Annotated in this window: 23 protein-coding genes; 11 read left to right on the forward strand and 12 right to left on the reverse strand. The window is 72.3% G+C overall.

All coding sequences use genetic code 11. From position 1 onward, the window contains the following. Positions 1-124: 124 nt before the first annotated feature. Complete coding sequence (locus AB0L06_RS15340) at positions 125-481, reverse strand: histidine triad nucleotide-binding protein (protein ID WP_500231616.1); 357 nt, start codon at positions 479-481, stop codon at positions 125-127. A 418-nt stretch (positions 482-899) separates the two neighbouring features. On the opposite strand from AB0L06_RS15340, the gene AB0L06_RS15345 reads away from it, so the two are divergent. Together AB0L06_RS15345 and AB0L06_RS15350 are read left to right on the forward strand one after the other, a co-directional pair. Further along, complete coding sequence (locus AB0L06_RS15345; protein WP_500231769.1) at positions 900-1,487, forward strand: SigE family RNA polymerase sigma factor; 588 nt, start codon at positions 900-902, stop codon at positions 1,485-1,487. Next, positions 1,484-2,167 (forward strand): hypothetical protein, encoded by a 684-nt coding sequence (locus AB0L06_RS15350; protein ID WP_500231617.1) that lies wholly within the window; start codon positions 1,484-1,486, stop codon positions 2,165-2,167. The genes AB0L06_RS15345 and AB0L06_RS15350 overlap by 4 nt, the downstream gene beginning before the upstream one ends. Before the next feature lie 45 nt (positions 2,168-2,212). Here AB0L06_RS15350 and AB0L06_RS15355 read toward each other — a convergent pair whose 3' ends face one another. Continuing rightward, positions 2,213-2,944: a 16S rRNA (uracil(1498)-N(3))-methyltransferase gene (locus AB0L06_RS15355; protein WP_500231618.1), complete on the reverse strand. Its 732-nt coding sequence runs from the start codon at positions 2,942-2,944 to the stop codon at positions 2,213-2,215. On the opposite strand from AB0L06_RS15355, the gene AB0L06_RS15360 reads away from it, so the two are divergent. Continuing rightward, positions 2,864-3,193 carry a hypothetical protein gene (locus AB0L06_RS15360; protein ID WP_500231777.1) on the forward strand — a complete coding sequence of 110 codons (330 nt, stop codon included), beginning with the start codon at positions 2,864-2,866 and terminating at the stop codon, positions 3,191-3,193. The two genes, AB0L06_RS15355 and AB0L06_RS15360, sit on opposite strands and share 81 nt — an antisense overlap. Here AB0L06_RS15360 and dnaJ read toward each other — a convergent pair. Together dnaJ and hrcA are read right to left on the reverse strand one after the other, a co-directional pair. After that, a complete protein-coding gene (gene dnaJ / locus AB0L06_RS15365; RefSeq protein WP_500231619.1) occupies positions 3,180-4,316 on the reverse strand; it encodes a molecular chaperone DnaJ in 1,137 nt (378 codons plus the stop codon). The genes AB0L06_RS15360 and dnaJ overlap by 14 nt on opposite strands. Continuing rightward, positions 4,317-5,330, reverse strand: a complete 1,014-nt coding sequence (gene hrcA, locus AB0L06_RS15370) for a heat-inducible transcriptional repressor HrcA (RefSeq protein ID WP_500231620.1) — start codon at positions 5,328-5,330, stop codon at positions 4,317-4,319. It lies immediately after the preceding gene. Positions 5,331-5,470: 140 nt separating this feature from the next. Between hrcA and AB0L06_RS15375 the strand changes: the two genes are divergently transcribed. Together AB0L06_RS15375 and AB0L06_RS15380 are read left to right on the forward strand one after the other, a co-directional pair. Then, complete coding sequence (locus AB0L06_RS15375; protein ID WP_500231621.1) at positions 5,471-6,289, forward strand: DUF3097 domain-containing protein; 819 nt, start codon at positions 5,471-5,473, stop codon at positions 6,287-6,289. A gap of 231 nt (positions 6,290-6,520) precedes the next feature. Next, on the forward strand, positions 6,521-7,069 hold the full coding sequence (locus AB0L06_RS15380; RefSeq protein WP_500231622.1) for a DUF4870 domain-containing protein: 549 nt from the start codon (positions 6,521-6,523) through the stop codon (positions 7,067-7,069). 59 nt (positions 7,070-7,128) lie between these two features. Here AB0L06_RS15380 and hemW read toward each other — a convergent pair whose 3' ends face one another. Further along, on the reverse strand, positions 7,129-8,331 hold the full coding sequence (gene hemW, locus AB0L06_RS15385; RefSeq protein ID WP_500231623.1) for a radical SAM family heme chaperone HemW: 1,203 nt from the start codon (positions 8,329-8,331) through the stop codon (positions 7,129-7,131). A gap of 70 nt (positions 8,332-8,401) precedes the next feature. After that, positions 8,402-8,860 (reverse strand): hypothetical protein, encoded by a 459-nt coding sequence (locus tag AB0L06_RS15390; protein WP_500231624.1) that lies wholly within the window; start codon positions 8,858-8,860, stop codon positions 8,402-8,404. A gap of 279 nt (positions 8,861-9,139) precedes the next feature. Here AB0L06_RS15390 and AB0L06_RS15395 point away from each other — a divergent pair, with 279 nt between their 5' ends. From AB0L06_RS15395 to AB0L06_RS15405, 3 genes are all read left to right on the forward strand, one after another. Beyond that, positions 9,140-10,009 carry a hypothetical protein gene (locus tag AB0L06_RS15395; protein ID WP_500231625.1) on the forward strand — a complete coding sequence of 290 codons (870 nt, stop codon included), beginning with the start codon at positions 9,140-9,142 and terminating at the stop codon, positions 10,007-10,009. A gap of 110 nt (positions 10,010-10,119) precedes the next feature. Next, complete coding sequence (locus AB0L06_RS15400; RefSeq protein ID WP_500231626.1) at positions 10,120-11,526, forward strand: hypothetical protein; 1,407 nt, start codon at positions 10,120-10,122, stop codon at positions 11,524-11,526. Positions 11,527-11,715: 189 nt separating this feature from the next. Next, on the forward strand, positions 11,716-12,342 hold the full coding sequence (locus AB0L06_RS15405; protein ID WP_500231627.1) for a magnetosome magnetite crystal formation protein family: 627 nt from the start codon (positions 11,716-11,718) through the stop codon (positions 12,340-12,342). Positions 12,343-12,349: 7 nt separating this feature from the next. Here the strand turns inward: AB0L06_RS15405 and AB0L06_RS15410 are convergent, their stop codons facing one another. After that, on the reverse strand, positions 12,350-13,246 hold the full coding sequence (locus AB0L06_RS15410) for a Uma2 family endonuclease (protein WP_500231628.1): 897 nt from the start codon (positions 13,244-13,246) through the stop codon (positions 12,350-12,352). Positions 13,247-13,483: 237 nt separating this feature from the next. Beyond that, complete coding sequence (gene lepA, locus AB0L06_RS15415; RefSeq protein ID WP_500231629.1) at positions 13,484-15,337, reverse strand: translation elongation factor 4; 1,854 nt, start codon at positions 15,335-15,337, stop codon at positions 13,484-13,486. A gap of 339 nt (positions 15,338-15,676) precedes the next feature. On the opposite strand from lepA, the gene rpsT reads away from it, so the two are divergent. Both rpsT and AB0L06_RS15425 read left to right on the forward strand, forming a co-directional pair. Continuing rightward, positions 15,677-15,943, forward strand: coding sequence for a 30S ribosomal protein S20 (gene rpsT, locus AB0L06_RS15420; RefSeq protein ID WP_500231630.1), 267 nt, complete (start codon positions 15,677-15,679; stop codon positions 15,941-15,943). A 97-nt stretch (positions 15,944-16,040) separates the two neighbouring features. Further along, on the forward strand, positions 16,041-16,577 hold the full coding sequence (locus AB0L06_RS15425; RefSeq protein WP_500231631.1) for an RNA 2'-phosphotransferase: 537 nt from the start codon (positions 16,041-16,043) through the stop codon (positions 16,575-16,577). On the opposite strand, the gene AB0L06_RS15430 is transcribed toward AB0L06_RS15425, so the two are convergent. After that, positions 16,574-17,071, reverse strand: coding sequence for a hypothetical protein (locus AB0L06_RS15430; protein WP_500231632.1), 498 nt, complete (start codon positions 17,069-17,071; stop codon positions 16,574-16,576). The genes AB0L06_RS15425 and AB0L06_RS15430 overlap by 4 nt on opposite strands. 69 nt (positions 17,072-17,140) lie before the next feature. Here AB0L06_RS15430 and AB0L06_RS15435 point away from each other — a divergent pair, with 69 nt between their 5' ends. After that, a complete protein-coding gene (locus AB0L06_RS15435; protein WP_500231633.1) occupies positions 17,141-18,007 on the forward strand; it encodes a LysR family transcriptional regulator in 867 nt (288 codons plus the stop codon). A 725-nt stretch (positions 18,008-18,732) separates the two neighbouring features. On the opposite strand, the gene holA is transcribed toward AB0L06_RS15435, so the two are convergent. From holA to AB0L06_RS15450, 3 genes are all read right to left on the reverse strand, one after another. Continuing rightward, complete coding sequence (gene holA / locus AB0L06_RS15440) at positions 18,733-19,692, reverse strand: DNA polymerase III subunit delta (protein ID WP_500231634.1); 960 nt, start codon at positions 19,690-19,692, stop codon at positions 18,733-18,735. A gap of 177 nt (positions 19,693-19,869) precedes the next feature. After that, positions 19,870-20,016, reverse strand: a complete 147-nt coding sequence (locus AB0L06_RS15445; protein WP_500231635.1) for a hypothetical protein — start codon at positions 20,014-20,016, stop codon at positions 19,870-19,872. Between the two features lie 238 nt (positions 20,017-20,254). Next, on the reverse strand, positions 20,255-22,252 hold the full coding sequence (locus AB0L06_RS15450; RefSeq protein ID WP_500231636.1) for a DNA internalization-related competence protein ComEC/Rec2: 1,998 nt from the start codon (positions 22,250-22,252) through the stop codon (positions 20,255-20,257). Positions 22,253-23,077: the final 825 nt, after the last annotated feature.

Raw genomic sequence — 23,077 nt, forward strand, 5'->3', positions numbered from 1 at the left:
TATCACGCGGCCGTCGTTGCGGCGGCCACGTCTCCATGGTACCGACCGACGCGTGGCACGGCCTCTCCATTTGATCCGGGCCTGTCCGGCTTTGTTCCGGCCCTGCCGGAGAGGTGCCCCGGGTCTAGCCGGGAGGCCACTCGAGGCCGCGGCCGCCGAGGACGTGGGCGTGCACGTGGAAGACGGTCTGACCGGCGTCCGGGCCGGTGTTGAACACGATCCGGTAGCCCGTCCCGTCGACCCCGTCCTCGGCGGCGACCTCGGCGGCGAGGGTGACCACGTCGGCGAGCAGGGCCGGGGACGCCGCGGCGAGCTCGGCCGCGTTCGGGTGGTGCTCCTTGGGGATCACCAGGACGTGCGTGGGGGCCTGCGGGTTGATGTCGCGGAAGGCCAGCGCCGTCCCGGTCTCCCGGACGATCGTCGCCGGGATCTCCTTGGCGACGATCTTGCAGAACAGGCAGTCGGCCGTGTTCGCGTCCATGCGTCCCTCTTCCTGACCCGCGTCCCGTGACGCGCGTCCCGTGACCCGCTCGTCGCGTGTGTGTCCTAGATCTCGTGAACCGCGTCCGCATCCTAGCGAGCCGGGTTCCGGACCGTCCGACCGGCGCGGCCGGACGACTTTCCCCGCCCCGACCTGCGGCGCCGACTGAGACCGTGACCGGCGGCACGCGCAGCGGGTAAGGTCCTTGATCACCTCGCGGTGGAACCTTCGGTGGAACGGCGCATTCCGGCGTGCCTCTGGATTAGGGTTTCAAGTCAGGCGTTCCCCCCGGCCCGGTGTTCCGAGCCACGCCTGGAGTGGTCGGGTGCGCCTTGTCACGGCCTGCCCCCGCGACCGCCCGAACGGGGGGTGGGGGACGGCAAAGGCGGCGAAATAGGTGACCGAGGCACAGCAGAAGATGCCCTTTCGTAAACCGGACGACGAGGGTGCGCGTCCCACAGACGTGACCGAGACCCTCGTGGCCAGGGGAACGGCGGGGGCAGTCGCCGTCGCCTGGGACGCCGACCAGGCGGTGACCGCGCTCTACAGCGCCAACTACCGCTCCCTGGTGCGGCTCGCCGCCATGCTCGTCCGGGACGCCGGGACGGCCGAAGAGGTCGTCCAGGACGCGTTCGTGGCGATGCACGGCGGCTGGCGCCGGCTCCGTGACCCGGACAAGGCGCTGTCGTACCTGCGGCAGGCGGTGGTCAACCGGTCACGCTCGGTGCTGCGGCACCGCGCGGTGGTGGAGAAGTACGCCCCCAAGGGGCTGCCCGACGCCCCCAGCGCGGAGGCCGGGGCCATCGGCGAGCTGGAGCGCTCGGCGGTGGTGGACGCGCTGCACCGGCTGCCCACGCGCCAGCGTGAGGCCCTGGTGCTGCGCTACTACGCCGATTTGTCCGAAGCGGAGATCGCCGCGACGATGGGCATCTCGAAGGGCGCCGTGAAGAGCCACACGGCGCGCGGGATGACCGCGATGCGCAATGTTCTGGAGCAGTTCTCATGACCACGGGCCCCCACGACGAGCACGGCGAGATCCTGCGCCGTGCCCTGCACGCGGAGGCGGAGCGGGTCACTCCCTCGGCGGACGGCCTGGAGCGCATCCGCGCCCGCGTCGCCGAGCGGGAGCGGCGGAGATTTCCCGGCCGGGCCGGCTGGGACTGGTTCACCGCCAACTGGACGCGTCCGGTCCTGGCGGTGGGCGCGGCCGTGGCCATCGCGGGCCTCGGAGTCTCGGCGCCCCAGACGTTCGACCTGATCCAGTCGCCCATGGGCAACGACGGCCCGTTCTCCAAGGGCCACCACGGCTCCCAGGGCGACAGCGGCGCGGGCTCGATCGACTCCTCCTCGCCGTCGCAGGGCCAGTCCCCCCCGGGGCACGACCCGTCCGGGACGACGCGTCCGACGACCTCCGAGGGGCCGGTGTCGTCGACGGCGTCGCCGACCTGCGAGCCGTCCACGGAGGTGCACTCCTCGGGCGCGCCGTCCCACAGCGCGGCCAGGCACCCGGGGTTCAAGCAGTCCGGCGAGCCGACCTGCCCGACGCACACCTCCACGCCCAGCGGCTCGCCCACGCCGACGCTGCCCCCCAGCCCGACGCCCGACCCGACCGACTCCACCCCGCCGCCGCCCACCACCTCGCCCGAGACCCACGGCAGCGAGGCCCCGGCCTCCACCGGCGAGTAGGCGGGGACGGCCGGTCACCGGCGCGGCGGAGCGGCGCCGGGCGGACTACCAGCGGCCGGTGGCGGCCAGCAGGACGGCCGCGGCGGCGACGCCCGCCGTCGAGGTGCGCAGGACGGTCGGCCCGAGCAGCGCCGGGCGTCCCCCGGCGGCGCCGAGGCGCTCGACCTCGTCCTCGCTGAGGCCGCCCTCGGGGCCGACCACGATGACGATCTCGCCGTCCGCGGGGGGCGCGAGCGCGGTCAGCGGCTCGGCGGCCTCCTCGTGCAGCAGGACGGCCGCGGACGCGGCGGCGACACGCTTCTCGACGTCCGCCGTGGAGGCCAGCTCCGACACGATCGGGAAGTGGGCGCGGCGGGCCTGCTTGGCGGCCTCCCGCGCCGTGTTGCGCCAGCGGCCGAGGGACTTCTCGCGGCGCTCGGGCTTCCACTGCGTGATGCAGCGCGAGGCGGCCCACGGGACGATCTCGTCGACGCCGACCTCGGTCATGGTCTCGACGGCCAGCTCGCCCCGGTCGCCCTTCGGCAGCGCCTGGACGACCACCAGCCGCGGGCTCGGCGCGGGCACCTGCCGCCGGGACAGCACGTCCAGGGTGAGGGACGCCTTGTCGGCGACGGCCACGACGCACTCGGCGACCAGGCCCGCGCCGTCGGTCAGGTCGACGCGCTCACCGGCGCGCAGCCGCCGCACGGCCGCCGCGTGGCGGCCTTCCGGGCCGTCCAGCAGGACGCGCTCGCCCGCGAGGCGGCCCGGCTCGGCGAGGAACACCGGCGCGCTCACCGGCCCCCGCCCTTCGTCGTCACAACGCTCGCGCGCACGGCGTTCGCGCGCACGGCGTTCGCGCGCACGGCGTTCGCGCGCACGGCGTTCGCGCGCACGGCGTTCGCGCGCACGGCGTTCGCGCGCACGGCGTTCGCCGACGCGGTGTTCGCCGACGCGGTGTTCGCCGACGCGGCGGACGACCGCCCGGAGGCCGCCGTCCGCGCCGTTCGCTCAACCGTTCGCCGGAGCGTCATCAGTGCTGGTTGAAGACGTCCCGCAGGCGGGAGAAGACGCCCCGCTGCCCGGGCGCGAACTTGCCGGGCGGGCGCTCCTCGTCGCGGAGCTGGGCGAGCTGGCGCAGCAGGCCCTCCTGCTCCTCGTCCAGCTTCGTCGGGGTCTCGACGTTGACGTGGATGTGCAGGTCGCCGCGGCCGGACTCGTTCAGGTGCCGGACGCCGCGGCCGTAGAGCCGGATCACCTCGCCGGACTGCGTGCCCGGCTTGATGTCGATCTCCTCCGCGCCGTCCAGCGTCTCGACGGTGACGTTGGTGCCGAGCGCGGCGGCGGTCATCGGGATGCCGACCGTGCAGTGCAGGTCGTCGCCCTCCCGCTCGAAGATCGGGTGCGGCTTCTCGACGATCTCCAGGAACAGGTCGCCGGGCGGGCCGCCGCCGGGGCCGACCTCGCCCTCGCCCGCGAGCTGGATGTGGATGCCGTTCTCCACGCCCGCCGGGATCTTGACCTTGACGGTCCGCCGGGTGCGGACCCGGCCGTCGCCGGAGCACTCCGGGCAGGGGTTGCGGATCACCGAGCCGAAGCCGCCGCACTGCGGGCACGGCCGGGACGTCATGACCTGGCCGAGGAAGGACCGCTGCACCTGCTGGACCTCGCCCCGGCCCTGGCACATGTCGCAGGTCTCGGGGTGGGAGCCGGGCGCCGCGCCCTCGCCGTGGCAGGTGTCGCAGACCACGGCGGTGTCGATGGACAGCTCGCGGGTGGTGCCGAACGCGGTCTCGTTCAGGTCGAGCTCGACCCGGAGCGTGGCGTTGCGGCCGCGCCGGGCCCGCGAGCGGGGTCCGCGCGCGGAGGCGGTGCCGAAGAAGGCGTCCATGATGTCGCTGAACGGGAAGCCCGCGCCGAAGCCGCCGGCTCCCGCGCCCGCGCCGCCGCCCGGGGCGAACGGGTCCGCCCCCAGGTCGTACATCTCGCGCTTCTTGGGGTCGGAGAGCACCTCGTAGGCCTGGGTGATCTCCTTGAACTTCTCCTGCGTCTCCGGATCGGGGTTGACGTCGGGGTGCAGCTCGCGGGCGAGCCTCCGGTACGCCTTCTTGATCTCGTCCGGGCCTGCGTCGCGGCGGACGCCGAGGGTCCCGTAGTAGTCGTTTGCCACCTACGACCCCGCCAGGATCTGTCCGACGTAGCGTGCCACTGCCCGTACCGCTCCCATCGTGCCGGGGTAGTCCATCCGAGTAGGCCCGAGTACACCGAGGCGGGCCAGGGTGAGGTCGCCGACCCCGTATCCGGCGGCGACCACGGATGTCGACCGGAGCCCCTCGTCGGGGTTCTCCGTGCCGATCCGAACCGTAACAGTAGAGGAGTCGGCGGACTCCCCGAGCAGCCGCATCAGCACGACCTGCTCTTCCAGCGCCTCCAGGACGTCCCGGAAGCTGCGCGAGAAGTCGACGTGCGCGAGGTTGGCGGCGCCGGCGAAGACGACCTTCTCCTCGTGCTTCTCGACCAGGGTCTCCAGCAGGACCGACAGCACCGCCGCGGCGGCGGGCCGCTCCTCCGGGGAGACCTTCTCGGGCAGGTCGGAGACCGCGCCCGGGACGTCGCCGAACGCCAGGCCCGACAGGCAGGTGTTCAGCAGCGCGCGCAGGTGGCCGACCGACTCCTCCGAGAGTTCGTGGAAGGTCTCGATGAGGCGCTGCTCGACCCGTCCTGTGTCGGTGATCAGGACGAGCAGCACCCGCCCGGTCGCGACCGGGACGAGCTCCACGTGCCGGACGTAGGAGCGGGTCAGCGACGGGTACTGGACCACGGCGACCTGCCGGGTCAGCTGGGCGAGCAGCCGGACGGTGCGGCCGACCACGTCGTCCAGGTCGTAGGCCCCGGACAGGAACGTCTCGATGGCCCGCTTCTCCGCCTTGGAGAGGGGCTTGATCGTCGACAGCCGGTCGACGAACAGCCGGTACCCCTTGTCGGTGGGGATGCGGCCGGCGCTGGTGTGCGGCTGCTGGATGTAGCCCTGCTCCTCCAGGACGGCCATGTCGTTGCGGATGGTCGCGGGCGACACGCCGAGATTGTGCCGATCCACCAGAGCCTTGGAGCCGACCGGCTCGTTGGTGGAGACATAGTCCTCGACTATGGCGCGCAGGACCGCGAGTTTCCGGTCGTCGAGCACGTCGTCACCTCCCCTGCCCCCGCTACTGGCACTCCATACTTCCGAGTGCCAAGTGTACGACCCTGAGGGGACATCCCGGATCCGCCCGAAGCATGGTTCGGTCTGTGAGCCCTCTCGGTGAGTCGTTATTGTCATCCCCCGTGCGGAGCAAGGACTACGGTGACGACGTTCTGGCGGGCGACTGGCGGCGGCCCCTGAAGGGCACGATCCCGGACGTCCCGGCCGATCCCGGCCTGGTCGCCGAGGACCCGGCCAGCGGGTTCTGCGGCGCGGTCGTCGGCTGCGACAAGTTCGGCGTGACGCTGGAGGACCGGCACGGCAGGCGCCGGATCTTCCCGCTGGCCAAGGCGGGCTTCCTGATCGACGGGAAGCCGGTGACGCTCGTCCGGCCGGGGCCGTCCGCGCCGCCCGGGCCGCTGCGCTCGGCGTCCGGGTCGGTCGCGGTCCAGGGGCTGCGCGCGCAGGTCGCCAAGGAGTCGCGGATCTACGTCGAGGGCGCCCACGACGCCGAGCTGGTCGAGAAGATCTGGGGCCACGACCTGCGCGTCGAGGGCGTCGTCGTGGAGTTCCTGGAGGGCGTGGACGATCTTCCCGCGATCGTCGAGGAGTTCGCGCCGGACGAGGGCCGGAGGCTGGGCGTCCTGGTCGACCACCTGGTGGAGGGCTCCAAGGAGAGCCGGATCGCCGCGCGGGTCACGTCCCCGTACGTGCTGGTCACCGGGCACCCGTTCATCGACATCTGGGAAGCGGTCAAGCCGTCCGCGGTCGGCATCCGCGCGTGGCCCCGCGTCCCGCGCGGCCTTCCCTGGAAGGAGGGCGTGCTGGAGGCGCTGGGCTGGCGGATGGAGACCGGCGAGGCGTGGAGGCGCATCCTCGGGCGGGTGAACACCTACGCCGACCTCGAGCCGGAGCTCCTGGGACGGGTCGAGGAGCTCATCGACTTCGTGACCGTCCCGTGACTCTGCGTAACTTTACCATTACCCTCTGCATTTACCCCTGATCTGGCGGAATATCGGACAGCGATCGGTTCGTTACCCGTTGCGAGAGACGTGTTGTGTTCTCACGCCAGAGGGGGGCCGAAAATGACCAGCCGAGGCAGAACACCCACGCAGGGCCATGGGTCCGTCCTCATCGACTCCGCGCGCGCCCACGAGGCGCGTGACCACGAGTCGCGCACACACGAGCCACACGTGGACGAACCGCTCGGGCATGAACGGCGCGAGCACCGGGCGGACGACCCGGCGCCCGGCGTGTACCTGTCCGGCCACTACGTGCCGCCGACGTTCGTCCCCAGCTCCGACTGGACTCAGGTCGAGCTGGGAATGCCGCTGCCGCCGCCCGTCACGCCGTGGGAGCGCGACAAGGCCGGCTGGGCCGAGCTGAGCGGACTGATCGGCATGTCCGCCGCGGCCGTGTTCTCCGCGTTCACGCTGGGGCTGCTGGTCCTGGCCACGTGGATCGCGCCGTTCGTGTTCTTCACGATCTACAAGAACCGTTCGCCGTTCGTCCGCTACCACGCGGCGCAGGCCCTGAACGTCCAGCTCACGGGCATGGTCGTCGGCGTGGGCGCGGTGGCGCTGTCGGCGGCCACGCTCGGCCTCGGCGCCGTGCTCGCGGTCCCGATCACGCTGGTCTTCTGGCTCGTCCAGTTCATCTTCATGATCATCGCGACCTCGCGGGCCGAGGCGGGCGGCTGGTACGCGATCCCGGCCTTCCTGGCCTGGCCGATCGTGCGCTGATCAGACCGGACACCCGGCGGTCCGCGCACTTGAGGCCCGGTCCGCTCGGGTGAGTCCGCTCAGGTGAGGTCGCGGACGACGGCGTCCGCGAGGAGTCGGCCGCGCAGGGTGAGAACCGCGCGGCCGTCGCCCACCGGCTCGAGCAGGCCGTCCGCGACCAGGTCGCGGACGGCTCGCTCGTCCAGCAGGTCGACCGGGCAGCCGTCCGCGAGCCGCAGTTCCAGCATGATCCGCTCGATGTGCCTGTCCTCGTCGGTGAGGAGCTCGCGCGCGTGCGCGGGGGTGACCCCCTCGGCGAGGCGGGACGCGTAGGCGGCCGGGTGCTTGACGTTCCACCAGCGGGTTCCGCCGACGTGGCTGTGCGCGCCCGGGCCGACGCCCCACCAGTCCGCGCCCGTCCAGTACAGGAGGTTGTGGCGGCAGGCGGCGTCGGCGTCCCTGGCCCAGTTGGAGATCTCGTACCAGCGCAGGCCGTGCGCCGACAGCATCTCGTCGGCCATCAGGTAGCGATCGGCCATCGCGTCGTCGTCCGGAGCGGCCAGCTCACCGCGCCTGACCTGCGCGGCGAGGCGCGTGCCGTCCTCCACGATCAGGGCGTAGGCCGAGACGTGATCCGGTTCACACGCGAGCGCCGCCTCCAGGGACGCCCGCCAGTCGTCGTCGCTCTCCCCCGGCGTCCCGTAGATCAGGTCCAGGTTGACGTGCTCGAACCCGGCGGCGCGCGTCCAGTCGACCACCTGCGGGACGCGGCCGGGCGTGTGCGTGCGGTCGAGCACCTTCAGGACGTGCTCGCGCGCGCTCTGCATGCCGTACGAGACGCGCGTGAAGCCGACCTCGCGCAGGCGCGCGAGATACGCCTCGTCGACCGACTCGGGATTGGCCTCGGTCGTGACCTCGGCGCCCGGGGCCAGGCCGAACTCCTTGTCGATCGCGTCCAGGACGCGGCCCAGGTCGTCCGGGGAGAGCAGGGTCGGCGTGCCGCCGCCAACGAAGACCGTCTCGACCGGGAGATCCACGTCTCCCAGCACGCGGCGGGCCATCCGGACCTCGGCGACCGCGGTCTCCGCGTAGGAGTCGCGGCTCGCGCCGGGGCCGAGCTCGGTGGCCGTGTAGGTGTTGAAGTCGCAGTAGCCGCAGCGCGTCACACAGAACGGCACATGGACGTAGAACGCGAACGGGCGCGCACCCAGCCCCGCGAGGGCGCTGCCGGGCAGCGCCCCGTCGGCGGGGACGGGATCTCCGTCGGGAAGGATCGAGGGCACCCTTCAAGTCTGCCCCGCCCCGCCCCCTGCTCGGACCGTCCGGCCCGGGCGCGGCGCCCCCGGTGGGCGGTCAGCGGCCGGAGGAGAGCCCGGACGCGCGGAGCTTGGCCCGCAGCCACCCTGGGATGTGCTCGTCCGCGCGCGGGAAACGATCAAGATCCTGCCGGTAGGCGGACGGCCCGAGCGGCGGGGTGAAGTCGGGCTCGCCGTCGTAGTCGAACTCGGCGCTGAACCGGCCGGACCGCTCGACCGACAGCCGCGCGGTGAACCAGGCGCCCTTGTCGCGCCGGTACATGGCGCGGCGCAGCTCGTCCATCCGGCCGACGGCCTGGCCGGGCGGCATCGCGGTGCGGGTCCGGCCGTCCGGCTCGACGATCTCGAAGGTGGCGCTGTCGATGCCGACCGTCGCGCGGAACTCCAGCCCGAGCCGCTCCCAGTCCTCCGGGGCCGCCGACCGCAGCGCGCGGACGGCGCCGTTCACCGCCTCCCGCTCGCGCGGACTGCGGAGAACCTGCTCGGAGTGGGTCACGGTGGAACCTCCGGACATTGCGGAAGCTGCGGGAACGGCGGACGCGAACCGGCGCCCCGTGGCGTCCCGGGCCTGGCGGCCGGGCCGTCCTGACGACGGTACCGACATCGCGGCGCGGGCCAAGCTCGGCCCGCCGTGTCGCGCCCAACCCGCTCCGTCCGGGCGGGGGACACCTCGGACATCCCGCCGTGATCATCACGAAGGCCCTCCCCCGCGAGGCGCCGTCCGCCGCCTGATCGCCGGGATCGCCCGGCCGTCCGGGGCGGATAGGGTCGCGGAGTGGGATGGGAACGGGGTCTGGTGCCCGCGCGGGTGATGCTGCGCGGCGGCGACGAAGGCTGGGAGTACACGGTCGTCTCCGAGTGCGGACGGTCCAGCGACGAACCGCTGGCCGGGGCCGGCGCGACCTGGCGGACCGGCATCCGCGCCCGGGACCCCCATCCGCCCGCGTGGTGGGCCGGGCATCTGGCCACCATGGCCGAGGGCATACGCATGGTGGTCGAGCGGGAGCTCACCGACCGGACCTTCGCCGAGCTGGGCGTGGAGACCGAGATCTCCTGGTTCGCCGTCCGCGACCCGGTCGAGTGGGAGGGCCTGGTCACGCTCCGCGACCCCGACCCGGCGCGGTTCCCCGGCGAGGTCCCGCCGTTCGTGGTCACCCTCCAGCCGGGCCGCGGCGCCGTGCTCCCGGACGACCACCTGCTGTTCTTCACCGAGGCCGCCGACGCCTGGACGACCCTCGCCGCCATCGCCGAACGCTGTGGCACCGCCGCGCCGCGCGCGTCCTTCCTGTGCGGCTGGGACGGGCACCGCACCATCCACATCGGCCGCGGTGCCCTCTCGGTTTCGACCATCAAGGGCCCGGACGGCGTGGAGCGGATCGGCCAGGTCTTCGCCAGCCGCGTGCCCGGCTGGGGCGGCAATCCCGAGCTGCGTCCCCGGCTGGAGGGCATCGATCTGCTCGACGAGCCCGCCGCCGACGTCACCGGCCTGTTCCGCGAGCTCGGGCACGAGGTCCTCGAGCACGGAGGGTCCACCTCGGTGCCCGCGATGGGCCTCTACCTCACCCGCCCGCACGACGCCCCGGAATCGCCGGTGTTCGGCGGCGCGTCCCTGGAGTTCCCGGGCCTCAGCAGCAGGTACGAGTAGCCGAAGGACGGCGACGGCGCCTCCGGTTCGCCGCTTCCCCACGAAGCCGACACACACCGGGGATCTTCCTTTCACCGGCCCGCAACCAAGCGGGCCTACCTTCCGGGCTCATGGACATTCGCCTGCGCCACCTCACCCTCGGCCTCGCGGCCGGCCTCGCCGCCGTCCCCCTCGTCACCGCTCCCCCCGCGTCCGCCGCGTCCGGGCTGGTCGTGGAACGGTCCGGCCCGGCCCGCTCGCTCTCGTTCACCGCCGCCCGCGACGGCGAGGCGGTGATCGGCTTCACGGTCGCGGCGCCCGGCGTGTCCTGGGCGCGCAAGGGCGCGGAGGCCGCGCTCCTCGCGGTCGAGGTGGACGGACGCCACGTCACCGACCTGCTCGTCCCGTCCGCCGACCCGACGCCCCGGACGCTCGGCCTAGGCGGTGTCAGGCACGGACGACACAAGGTCACCTTCCGGTGGGCCAAGGGCTCCGCGGCGGACGCGAAGCGCGTCGTGCTGTCCAAGCCGAAGGTGCGGCAGCCCAAGGACGACCAGCTCGTCCTGCGGCACGCGCCGGTCGTGGTGGGACGCACGCTCGACACGTCCGGCAAGCCCGGCGGCGACCCCTACCAGAACGGCTACACCGACGCCCCGCTCATCGCCTGGCACGAGACGCTGCCCGCCGCGACGCCCGGCCACAAGGTCCTCGAGTACTCGGTGATCTGGAGCAACGAGGACGGCGGCACCGACACGCCCGCGCTGATGGCCCGCTGGGGCCGCACCACCGACATCGAGTGGGTGTACCGCGTCGAGGTGGACGCGGCCGGGAACCGCGTCCGCGACACCGGCGTCTACCAGGCCCCCGAGCACCAGACGCTCAGGTTCACCGGCCGCTACGAGGGCGACCACCCGGTCATGCAGACCTGCACGCTGAACAACAACATGTGCGACGCGGTCACCCCGGACGCCGAGCTCCGGTTCCTGCTGGACACGACCGAGACGCGTCCGGCCGACCGCGCCCGCGAGTACCTCATGGACCAGAACCCCTGGACGTACCGGATCACCGCCCAGGAGATGGACCGCGAGGGCAAGATCGAGAAGCCGTCGTCCCCGGACACCCAGGCGGTCGGCGACCTCCGCACCTACCTCTACCTGGAGTTCAGCAAGACCACGGGCGCGGCCTCCGGCGCCGGGTCGGCCCCGGGCGTCAGCCTCGGCGTCCGGCTGAAGAGCGACCCGTCCCGCCTCTACCGCTCGGACCACTCCGTGCCCTCGTGGTCGGTCAGCCGGGACGGTTCGCCCGCCACGACCGTCGAGCTCCCGACGGGGACGACCCTCGCCGACGTCGTGTCCGTCGAGGCCGTCCGGCAGCCGACCGGCGACGGCGACAACGGCGCGTCCGCGACCGTGACCTCGATCCGCCGCGGCTTCTTCCTCGACCAGGACTACCTGCCGCAGGCCGGCTCCGGCATCAGCTGGACGGGTTCGGTGACGGTGTCGCCGTCCGCCCCGTCCGCCGTCCTCTGGCATTCCTGATCCCACGGACGGCCCCCCGAGCAGCCTGCTCGGGGGGCCGTCCCATGCCGGAGGTGGAACGCGCGGAACCGCCGAGGTCGTGACCGGGCCGAGACGCCGAGGCCCGGAACCTCGGCGCCTTCGGCGGCGTCGAAAGGGTCGTTACACTTCTCGCTCACCCTTCGCCGCACCCCGGAGAGGAAGCACCGCATGGCCTACGGGCCTCCTCCGCAGCAACCCGGCGCCTGGCAGCAGCCGCAGAACCAGCCGCAGAACCAGCAGTGGCAGCAAGGCGGACGGGACTGGCAGCAGCCGTCCCCCCAGAGCTGGCAGCAGCCCCAGGGCGGACAGCAATCCGCCGGCCAGAACTGGCAGCAACCCCAGGGCGGGCAGCAGCCCGCCGGCCAGGGCTGGCAGCAGCCGCCCGCCGGGGCCGTCCAGGGCGGTCCGCAGGGCGGCTGGCAGGGCGCGCCGCCCGCCGCGGCGCCCGAGCCCGAGCACTACGGCGAGATCGGCTACGACGAGACGACGTGGGCGCTGATGGCCTACATCGGGCAGTTCCTCGTCGCCGTCGTCGCCCCTGCCGTCGTCTACCTCGGCAAGGCCCGGCACCCGTTCGTCCGGCGGCACGCCGCACAGGGCCTCAACATGGGCATCGCGGGCGCCGCGGTGTGGGCCGTCGGCGGCCTGATCTCCCTCGTGTTCCCGGCGATCCTGTGGCTGCTGGTGCTGTTCTCGGCGGTCGTGATGGTCTTCCTGGTCTACGCCGCGCGCGCCGCCAACCGGGGCGAGTTCCGCCAGGTTCCGGCGGTCATCGCCTGGCCGCTCATCAAGTAGCCGCCGCTCAGGCGGCCGCCTCCCCTTCCCCGGGATCCGAGCCCGGGCCCGCCTTGGGCTCGGACCCGGACTTGGACTCGGACTTGGGGTCAGACTCGGGCTTGGGCTTGGCCCCGGGCTCGGGCTCGGCGTCCGGCTCGGATTCGGACGGGCCGGGCAGGACGGTCATCGTGCCCGGCTCGCCGGGCTCCTGGTCCAGCCGGACGACGCGTCCCGGGTAGGCGCGGCTGGCGATGTCGACGTCGCGGTCGTCCCACTCTCCGTAGAAGACGGGACAGCCGTCCCACAGCTCGACCTTCTCCGCGCCCGTCGGCCAGCGCCGTCCGAACGCGTCGATGAGGATCGGGTCCTCACCGTGCGGCAGGTCGGGCCCGACGCGGCGGGCGAGGGAGTCGTCGGGGGCGGTCACCGGGTCGGGCACGGCGGGGCTCCTTCGGGGGGAGGTGCGGCGGGGCTGCCGATCGAAGATCTGGTCGGGGGCCAGCTCGATGTCGAACGGGACGGTCAGCTTGGCGGAGCGTCCCCAGGTGACGAGCGCGCGCTCGGCGTACCGGCCCGTGTCGTCCAGCTCGAAGACCTGGAAGCACGGCTCGTCGCCGCGCAGGTCCACGATCCAGTAGGCGCCGACGCCGGCGCGCTCGAACAGGGCGCGCCTGGGTCCGAGGTCGGCCGCGCGGGACGCGTCGGAGACGACCTCGACGGCCAGCAGCGGCGCGCCTCGGATGAAGCACCGGTCGCCGTCGGCCTGCTCCTTGCGGAAGACCATGAGGTCGCAGCGCAGCCAGGTGTCGTCGGTCAGGCGCGCGCCGAGGCCGGTCCGGGACTCCTGGCCGCCCTGCTGGGCGAGGCCGACCGGAATGACCAGATCGGACACCAGGACCTGGTGCAGGAGGGTATGTGTCACGACGGACAGTGTTGCTCTCGCGGCGTGGCGTCACCACCGCTTTGGACAAAGCCGCATGGCCTGCGGGGAAGGTTCACCGGCCCGAGCGGACACGCTCCGTCCGCGCCGACACGACCCGTTCCCCCTCGAACAGGGACGGCCTGCCCGGCCCGGCATTCTGACCAGGCCAGACAGGCCGCTCCACATGAACAGGGCGGCCCCGCCAAGCGGGACCGCCCTGAAATCAGCGCCGGGAGGCTACTTCTTGCCGCCCTTGTCGGCGGGCGACGAGGACTCGCCGGTGGACAGCGCGGCGACGAAGGCCTCCTGCGGGACGTCCACCCGGCCGATCGTCTTCATCCGCTTCTTGCCCTCCTTCTGCTTCTCCAGCAGCTTCCGCTTACGGGAGATGTCGCCGCCGTAGCACTTGGCGAGGACGTCCTTGCGGATGGCGCGGATGTTCTCGCGCGCGATGATGCGCGCGCCGACCGCGGCCTGGATGGGCACCTCGTACTGCTGCCGCGGGATGAGCTCCTTCAGCTTGGAGGTCATCATCAGGCCGTAGTCGCGGGCCTTGTCCTTGTGCACGATCTGGCTGAACGCGTCGACCGACTCGCCCTGCAGCAGGATGTCGACCTTGACCAGGTCCGACTCCTGCTCGCCCGCGGGCTCGTAGTCGAGCGAGGCGTAGCCGCGGGTCTTGGACTTCAGCTGGTCGAAGAAGTCGAAGATGATCTCGGCGAGCGGCATCGTGTACCGGATCTCGACCCGGTCCTCCGACAGGTAGTCCATGCCGAGCAGCACGCCGCGCCGGGTCTGGCACAGCTCCATGATCGCGCCGATGTGGTCGGACGGGGTGAGGATGGTCGCCTTCACCACCGGCTCGTAGACCCCGCCGATCTTGCCCTCGGGGAACTCGCTGGGGTTGGTGACGACGTGCTCGGTGCCGTCCTCCATGACCACCCGGTAGACCACGTTCGGGGCGGTGGAGATCAGCGTGAGGTTGAACTCGCGCTCCAGCCGCTCCCGGACGATCTCCATGTGCAGCAGGCCGAGGAAGCCGCAGCGGAACCCGAACCCGAGCGCCGCCGACGTCTCCGGCTCGTAGACCAGCGCGGCGTCGTTCAGCCGCAGCTTGTCGAGCGCGTCCCGCAGGTCGGGGTACTGGTCGCCGTCCATCGGGTAGAGGCCCGAGAACACCATGGGCTTGGGGTCCTGGTAGCCGCCGAGCGCCTCGGCCGCGGCCCGGGTCGCGCCGGTGACGGTGTCGCCGACCCGCGCCTGCCGGACGTCCTTCACGCCGGTGATCAGGTAGCCGACCTCGCCGACGCCGAGCCCGGCGACCGGCTTCGGCTCGGGCGAGATGACCCCGACCTCGAGCGTCTCGTGCGCCGCGCCGGTCGACATCATCAGCGACTTCTCGCGCCGCGACAGGTGGCCGTCCACGATCCGGACGTAGGTGACCACGCCGCGGTAGGTGTCGTACACCGAGTCGAAGATCAGCGCGCGGGCCGGGCCGTCCGGGTCGCCGACCGGCGCCGGGACGGTCTCGACCACGCGGTTCAGCAGCTCCTTGACGCCCTCGCCGGTCTTGCCGGACACCTTGAGCACGTCGGACGGGTCGCAGCCGATGATCCCGGCGAGCTCCTCGGCGTACTTCTCCGGCTGCGCGGCGGGCAGGTCGATCTTGTTCAGCACCGGGATGAGGTGCAGGTCGGCGTCCAGCGCCAGGTACAGGTTGGCGAGCGTCTGCGCCTCGATGCCCTGCGCCGCGTCCACCAGCAGGATCGCGCCCTCGCAGGCCGCCAGCGACCGGGACACCTCGTAGGAGAAGTCCACGTGGCCGGGCGTGTCGATCAGGTTCAGGACGTAGTCGGTGCCGTCCTCGCCGCGCCAGGGCAGCCGCACCGCCTGCGACTTGATCGTGATGCCGCGCTCGCGCTCGATGTCCATCCGGTCGAGGTACTGGGCGCGCATCGAGCGGTCGTCGACGACCCCGGTGAGCTGCAGCATGCGGTCGGCCAGGGTCGACTTGCCGTGGTCGATGTGCGCGATGATGCAGAAGTTGCGGATGATCGCGGGGTCGGTCTTGTTGGGCTCAGGCGCAGGCACCGGGATCCGTTCGCAAACTCACAGGTGGACAGGACATGGCAGACTTCCACTACCGTTCTCCATGGTCCCATGTCCAGGGGGATGCTCGGTGCACCGCCCCGGAGCCCCCGCTCCGGCGGGTCCGAGCGGCCCGGAGCCCCGGTCCCACCGCCCCTGGAGACCTGGTTCGACCGGCCGGGTTTTGGGTGGGGGCGGCGGATTGGTAAGCTGTGCGACTGCGTGTGGCGTAGCGTCGTGCCGAGGGGCACCCTCCGCCCCGTTCAACCTTCGTACAATCCCGGGCGCGCGGCCGTCGCACGCCGGGAACCAGGATCGCAACCAAGGCTGAGGCACTACGACGTGGCTAACATCAAGTCCCAGATCAAGCGGAACAAGCAGAACGAGAAGGCTCGCCTGCGGAACAAGGCCGTCAAGTCGGAGCTGAAGACGGCGATCCGCAAGTTCCGCGAGGCCGCCGAGGCCGGCAACGCCGAGGCCGCGGTCGCCGCGCAGCGTGACGCCGCCCGCAAGCTCGACAAGGCCGTCAGCAAGGGCGTCATCCACAAGAACCAGGCCGCCAACCGCAAGTCGGCCATCGCCAAGCGCGCCGCCGAGCTGGCCAAGTAAGGCCGCTCTCCAGGCTTTTCACGACGAGGCCGTCGTCCCTGTGGCTGGGACGACGGCCTCGTCGTTGTGCGTGGACATGCCGGATAGCGTGGCAATCATGGACGAGCGCCGCCTGGTGAAGATCTCGAAGTATCTCGCCAAGCACCTGCGGCACCGTCCGGAACGGATCGGGCTGACCCTGACCGCGGACGGCTGGGCCGACGTGGACGAGCTGCTCGCGGCCGCCCGGCGGCACGGCTTCCCGATCACCCGCGACGAGCTGGAGCACGTCGTCGCGGCCAACGACAAGCGGCGCTACGCCTACGACGGCCGCCGCATCCGCGCCAGCCAGGGGCACTCGGTCCCGGTGGAGCTGGGGCTGCCCAGCGTCCCGCCGCCTCCCGTCCTCTTCCACGGGACGGTCCGGACGGCCCTTCCCGCGATCATGACCGAGGGGCTGCTGCCGATGCGGCGGCACGCCGTCCACCTGTCCCCGGACCGCGCCACCGCCGAACGCGTGGGCGCCCGCCGCGGCGTCCCGGTCGTCCTGGCCGTGGCGGCCGCCGAGATGGCCGCGGACGGCCACGAGTTCCGCCTGAGCGAGAACGGCGTCTGGCTCGTCGCCCGCGTCCCGCCGCGCTACCTGACCCTCTAGACCGCCAGGTCAGCGCGGATCATCGTGACCGCCTCCGGCCAGGTCAGCGGATTGGGCAGCCACTCGGGGACGAGCCCGCCCTGCGGCCCGAACAGGTACCGGCGCCGCACGACCCCGGCCAGCGCGCGATGCACGTCCACCCGGTCGTCGATCATGTGGGTGATGCCCAGCTGGGCGCAGTGGTCCGCCTTCTGCGCCCGCTTGAGGCAGAACCGGATGTTGCGACGCGGCAGCCCGGTCCGTCCGGCGACATCGTGGTGGTCGAGCCACGCGAGGGTCTTCCGCTGGACGCGTTCACCGCACTTGGAGATGATCCACACCTGTCCGCCGAACAGCCCGACCAGCTCCTCCAGCGCCTCGAACGCCCCCTCGGTGGCCGGGGAGGCGAGGGCGTCGCGCATCGTCCCGCCGAGGAACGCCGTGTCCGCGTTCCCCGGCGCCAGCGGGCCGCCCTGAATGACGCGTCCGAAATCGACGCCGAGTCTGGGTTCCATGCCTCAAGCGTCGCGACCCCAGGACTCGAGCAGAACTATCTATCGAGCCGCCACCTATAGTTTCTCGCTATGGAACGCCTGTCGACGGACGCGCTCGCCGCCTTCGCCGTGTTCGCCGCCCACCTCAACTTCACGCGCGCCGCCGAGGACCTGCACATCTCGCAGCCCGCCCTGCACACCAAGATCCGCAAGCTCGCGGACGACCTGGGCCGCCCCCTCTACCTCCGCCGCGGCCGAACCCTCGTCCTCACCCCGGACGGCGAACGCCTCGCCCGCTTCGCCCGCGAACTGGACGACCGGATGTCCGCCTTCCTGTCCGACCTCAACGGGACGTCCCGGACCCGCGTCCCGGTCCTGGCCGCGGGCGAGGGCGCCTACCTGTACCTGCTCGGCCCCGCCATCCGCCGCCTCCACGCCGACACCGGCGTCCGCCTCGTCAACGGCGACCGCGCACGCGTCCTCACCGCCGTCCGAAGCGGCGCCGCCGACGTCGGGGTCGCGGTCCTGGACGTCCTGCCCGCCGACCTCACCGCGACGCCCCTGGCGTCCTTCCCCCAGGTCCTCTCCATGCCCGCCGACCACCCCCTGGCGTCCCGTCCGGCCCTCACCCTGGCCGACCTCGCCGGAACGTCCCTGATCGTCCCGCCCCCGCACGGCCCCCACCGCGCCTCCCTGGAACGCGCCCTCCGAGCCGCAGACGTCCCCTGGACCGTCGCGGTCGAGGCGTCCGGCTGGCCCCTGATCGTCCACCTCGTCACCCTCGGCGCCGGCCTCGCCGTCGTGAACGGCTGCGTCCCCGCCCCGCCCAACCTCGTCCACCGCGAGATCACCGACCTCCCACCCGTCGCCTACCACACCGTCCACCACCCCGACCGAACCCCCGACCCAGCCGTGACCACCCTCCTCACCGCCGTCCACACCCCCAAAGCCACCTGACCCACCACGGCCCTATCCGCGCCCCGCCAACCATCACGAGCCACACCCCACAAACCAGCCACACTCACCCAGGCGGGCTCCAGAACGCGATACGCGGCCCCACCCAAACACGCGGTCGCCACCACACGAAGCGGGCAGGCTCCAGAACGCGATACGCGGCGACCCGGCCACGCTCACCAGTGATCTCACCGACGCCGCACCCAGAACCCCGTACGGGCTACCACCCGAGCACGCAGACCCCGGCACGCGTGGTGTGGACGTCACCACGCCAGGCGCCGTTCCAGCACACGATGCGCGAGCCTCGCCGCACGGAAACGCGCAGACCCCACCAGAACGCGAGGCCTCGCCACGCGAGGCAAGCACGCTCCAGCCCACGAGCCCGGTCTCACCCCGCGCGAGCACGCATTGACGACCTCAGCCCACGAAACACGCGAGCGTCACTGCTCCAGCGCGAGGCCGGCACGCGAACCGGCGGGCATCAGCGCCCGCCACGCACGGACGTCGGTATCGGCACCGCAGCCGCCGCGCTCGCCGTATCAACGGCCGCGCGCAGAACGAGCAGCCGTCAACACACGACATGCATGGGGCGCCAGCGCCCGGAACGAGCGAGCTCAGCCCACGCCACGCACAGGACGTCAGGCCGGAACGGGCGGGCGTCAGCGCCCGGAACGGGCGGGTGTCAGCGTCCCGAACGGGCAGGTGTCAGCGTCCCGAACGGGCAGGTGTCAGCGCGCGGAACGGGCCGCGACGATGTCGGAAACCGCCTTCTCCAGGGCGTATGCCGGATCGGCCGCGCCTCCCTTGACCTGGGCGTCGGCCTCGGCGACCACGGTGAGGGCCCGCGCGACGCCGTCCCCCGACCAGCCGCGCAGCTGGCGCTGCACCCGGTCGATCTTCCATGGGGGCATGCCCAGCTCCTTCGCCAGCGACGCGCCGCGAGCTCCCCGAGGAGCGCCCCCGACCTTCGCCAGCCCGCGCACACCCTGCGCCAGGGCACTCACGATCAGGACGGGCGCGACTCCGGTCGCGAGCGCCCACCGGAGCTGTTCCAGCGCGTCCGCGAGCTGCCCCTCGATCGCCTTGTCCGCGACGGCGAACCCGCTGACCTCGGCCCGCCCCCGGTAGTACCGCGCGATCGCCGCGTCATCGACCTTGCCGCCGGTGTCGGCGACCAGCTGACTGGCCGCGGCGGCGAGTTCCCGCAGGTCGTTCCCGACCGCGTCCACGAGCGTCCGCGCGCCGTCGGCGGAGATCTTCCCCCCGTGCCGCCGGATCTCGGCGCGCACGAAGTCGATCCGCTCCCCGACCTTGGTGATCTTCGGGCACGCGATCTTCCGCGCCCCCGCCTTGGTCAGCCCGTCGGCCAGGGCCTTCCCCTTGGCTCCGCCCGCGTGCACCGCGACGAGGGCCACATCGGGCGCGGGGTTCTTCACATAACCGAGCACTTCGGCCGCGAGATCCTTGTTCAGATCCTGCGACGACCGCAGCACCAGCACCTTCCCGCCGCCGAACAGCGAGGGCGAGGTCATCTCGGCCAGCCGTCCCGGTTCCATCCCCCCGGGCACGAGGTCGATGACCTCGGTCTCCGGATCCTCCGCCCGGGCCACGGCGACCACGTCCCCGACCGCCCGCTCAACGAGCAGCTCCTCGTCTCCGACGATCAAGGTGATGGCGTCCACTGGCACCCCCCAACAATGCCACACCCCTCCCCCCACCCCGACCCAACAGCCCAAACACCCACCGCCCCAACAAGCCTCGCCCTTCCGCTTCCTCCTCCAGCCCAGCCGCCCCGCCCCAGCCGCTCACCCTCAGCCCTCGCCCCCCACCGTTCGCCCCCGATCCCGCCCCCCAACCATTCGCCCTCAGCCCTCGCCCCACCATTCGCCCTCGTCCCCGCTCCCGCCTTCGCCTTCGCCCTCGCCCTCGCCTTCGCCTTCGCCCTCGCCTTCGCCTTCGCCCTCGCCCTCGCCTTCGCCCTCGCCCTCGCCCTCGCCCTCGCCCAGGAGCATCACAGCCAACAGTCACGGACCGGTGGCCGCGCGAAGCGGACGCGAGCCGCCGTCCACGCCAGGAGAGCAGCAATGCCTTGAGTTCGGGGTCGACGCGTGCCTGGACACGGTCGATGACCGCCTGGACGTCGCCGCGAGCCCCCCAGACGTACGCCACCAGCCACGGATCGGTGGAATGGCCCCTTTGGGGACGGAGAGGACGGAGGCCACGCGCGAGCCGAACGCGTCGTCGCCAGGATCAGTGGCGGGCGACCGTGGCTATGCCTGTGCGGGTTCGGACGACGGCGATGTCTCCTTGTTGATCAGTGCGCAACACCCGAATGCCCAGGTGCTGGAGCAGGCCGACGGTGCGAGGGGACGGATGCCCGTAGTCGTTGTGCTCCCCCACGGAGACCAGGCCGATCGAGGCGTGGGCCGCGGCCAGGAAGGGGCGGTGTTGGCTGCGGGAGCCGTGATGGGGAATCTTCAGGACCTGGACGTGAGGCACGGCCGACACCAGGGCTTGCTGCGCCTCGGTTTCGACGTCGCCTGGTAGCAGGGCGCTGAAGCCTGGCCGGGTCGCGACCAGGACGACGCTGGCGTTGTTCATGACCGTGCCGTCGTCATGCTCGGTGAGACGGGGGTTGGACGCGGCGGGAGCCAGAACGTTCAAAGCAAGGTCTCCGATCCGCCAGGTCTCGCCGGGTAGGGCGGGGCGGATGGGAACGCCCGCCGTGAAGCGGGCCTCGCGGCCAAACCCCAGCGGTGTGACCAGCGCCAACCCGACCCGTCGGCCATGGCGGACACCCGGGATCCCACCAATGTGATCGGCATGTGGATGTGTCAGGACCAGCAGCGGCACCTCGCGCACACGCAGACGGCGGAGGCAGCCGTCTATCGCGGCCGGTTCCGGTCCCGCGTCCACGACGACCGCACGTCCCGGGCCTGCTGACAGAACGAGGCCATCACCCTGACCCACGTCACATGCGACGAGCTGCCAGCCCGGCGGAGGCCAGCCTGGGGCGAGGACGTGCATGCACACCACACCCGCCAGAACTCCTGCGATCGCGGCGGCGAACAGGAGTCGCAGGCGTCGTGAGCGCAGCATCCCAATGGTGATGGCGCCCGCGATGAGCAGGCCGGCCGCGCCCAGCGCGCCGCTCGCCCAGGGGAGGGTGGCGTAGGGCAGGGTCGAAGCCGTCCTGGCGACCCAGATGATCCAGCGGACGGGATACTCCGCAGGCCAGAGGATCAGGCCGGCGAGCGACGGGGAGACCGGCGCCGTCACTGCGGCCGCGGCGCCCAGCAACGTCGCCGGGGCGACCGCCGGATCGGCGAGCAGGTTGGCGGCCACCGAGACGACGCCCAGTTCGCCCGACATCATCACCAGGATCGGCGCCACCGCGAGTTCGGCGGCCACCGCCACGGCCAAGGCGTCCGCCACAAGGTCGGGCAGGCGCCGTCGCAGGCGCTCGCGCCAGGCCGGTGCGAGCACGAGCAGCCCCGCCGTCGCCGCGGCTGAGAGCGCGAACCCGTACGACCGGCTCAGCTCCGGATCGACGAGGACGAGCAGGAGCACGGCCCCGGCGAGCGCCGGCACACCCTGACGTGGACGGCCCGTGAACAGGGCCAGGAGGCCGACGGTCGCCATGACCGCGGCCCGGAGCACGCTCGGATCCGGACGCGCGATCACGACGAACCCGACGATCGCGAGCCCCGCGATCAGTGGCGCGCCCCGTCTGCCGAGCCCGACCACCCGGCACAGTGCCAGGACCGCTCCGACGACGATCGCCAGGTTCGCCCCGGAGACCACGAGGAGATGGCTCAGTCCGGCCGTGGTGAAGTCCTCGGCAAGTGTCGGGTCGAGGCGGGAGGTGTCGCCGACGACCATGGCGGGCAGTACTCCGCGCGCGTCCGGATGCAGGATGTTCGCCGCCTGTCTCAGCTTCGCGCGGACGGCCCCGGCGACCCGCTGAATCTTCGACGGCCCGCCGACCACCGAGGGCGGCCCGCGCACAAGCACCACCGCCGCCAGCAACTCCGCCCGCTTGGGCGGCGCGAGCCGTCCCACGTATCGGACCTTCACACTCGGAACCAGTCCACTCCACTTCCGTCCAGAAGCGAGCAGCAGGACCGGAACCCTCGTCCGCACCCACGTCCCATGCCCCTCGAAGCGCTCCACCCGCGCACGAACGATCACCAGATCCCGCCCGCCGACCTGCTTGGTCTTCGGATCGCCCGTGATGACGGCCACCATCGCCGCACCGTGATGCGCCCGCGCCGCGGCGAACACCGGCCCTGACCGCACCGCCGACGTCCGAAGCCCGACTCCGGCCGCGGAAGCCGCCGCACATAGCGACACGACTCCCCCGACCACCAGCCAGACCTCAACCGCCCCGCCGCCCCGGCTACCCAGCCCGCGCAGGCCGACCAACCTTCCAAGAACGCCCGGTCTGCCCGGCCCCTCCAGCCCGCTCGAACCACCCGCCCGGCCAGGGCCCGGAGGTGTCCCTGGATGGCCCGCCTGTCGATGGGCTTCAAACGAAGCGCGAACTCGCCCACGACGCACACGCAGAAAGCACACGCACGCCGCGAGCACACAGGCCCCCGCCAGGAAGTAGCACGTCCAGGCGGCCCGCCCGAGGCAAACAAAGGCCCCAGCCCAGGCGCCCAGAGCGGGACCGATCAACCGCAAGTCATGCTCGACGACCGTCCGCTCCCCCTCCTCAGAGGAAGAAACTCGTGCAGCCGCCGACCCTCGCGTGGCCTCAGACACAGGCACCGCCCCACCTGCCGACGCGGACCTGCACAGCCGCTGCCCCGCCCGCACTTGCCTGCCCTCCCACGGACGCGAATGCCCGTCCAGACACGGCTCCTCCTTCGAATGCAGACCCTCGCGCAGGCTCAGGCAGCGGTGCCGACACAGGTGCCCGGATGCGCAAGACCCCCCTCACGGACTCAGTCCCTCTCGCGAACGCACCCCTCTCACAGGCACGGCCCCGCGGGCAGGCAGGGCCCCTCTTGTCAGCACCAGGCACCACACGAACGCAAAGGTCCACGCGAACGCGAAGGTCCACGCGAA

Origin of the sequence: Spirillospora sp. NPDC052269 (genome assembly GCF_040679435.1) — a bacterium.
Classification (GTDB): domain Bacteria; phylum Actinomycetota; class Actinomycetes; order Streptosporangiales; family Streptosporangiaceae; genus Spirillospora.

What these genes read in the sequence shown, in the direction of transcription:
- AB0L06_RS15425 (WP_500231631.1), top strand. Translation starts at nt 16,041, where the DNA reads ATGGACGAGCGCCGCCTGGTGAAGATCTCGAAGTATCTCGCCAAGCAC.
- AB0L06_RS15340 (WP_500231616.1), bottom strand. Translation starts at nt 481, where the DNA reads ATGGACGCGAACACGGCCGACTGCCTGTTCTGCAAGATCGTCGCCAAG.
- AB0L06_RS15345 (WP_500231769.1), top strand. Translation starts at nt 900, where the DNA reads ATGCCCTTTCGTAAACCGGACGACGAGGGTGCGCGTCCCACAGACGTG.
- AB0L06_RS15405 (WP_500231627.1), top strand. Translation starts at nt 11,716, where the DNA reads ATGGCCTACGGGCCTCCTCCGCAGCAACCCGGCGCCTGGCAGCAGCCG.
- AB0L06_RS15350 (WP_500231617.1), top strand. Translation starts at nt 1,484, where the DNA reads ATGACCACGGGCCCCCACGACGAGCACGGCGAGATCCTGCGCCGTGCC.
- AB0L06_RS15450 (WP_500231636.1), bottom strand. Translation starts at nt 22,252, where the DNA reads ATGGTGGCCGTCATCACGGGCGATCCGAAGACCAAGCAGGTCGGCGGG.
- AB0L06_RS15430 (WP_500231632.1), bottom strand. Translation starts at nt 17,071, where the DNA reads ATGGAACCCAGACTCGGCGTCGATTTCGGACGCGTCATTCAGGGCGGC.
- AB0L06_RS15445 (WP_500231635.1), bottom strand. Translation starts at nt 20,016, where the DNA reads ATGCTCCTGGGCGAGGGCGAGGGCGAGGGCGAGGGCGAAGGCGAGGGC.
- AB0L06_RS15400 (WP_500231626.1), top strand. Translation starts at nt 10,120, where the DNA reads ATGGACATTCGCCTGCGCCACCTCACCCTCGGCCTCGCGGCCGGCCTC.
- AB0L06_RS15435 (WP_500231633.1), top strand. Translation starts at nt 17,141, where the DNA reads ATGGAACGCCTGTCGACGGACGCGCTCGCCGCCTTCGCCGTGTTCGCC.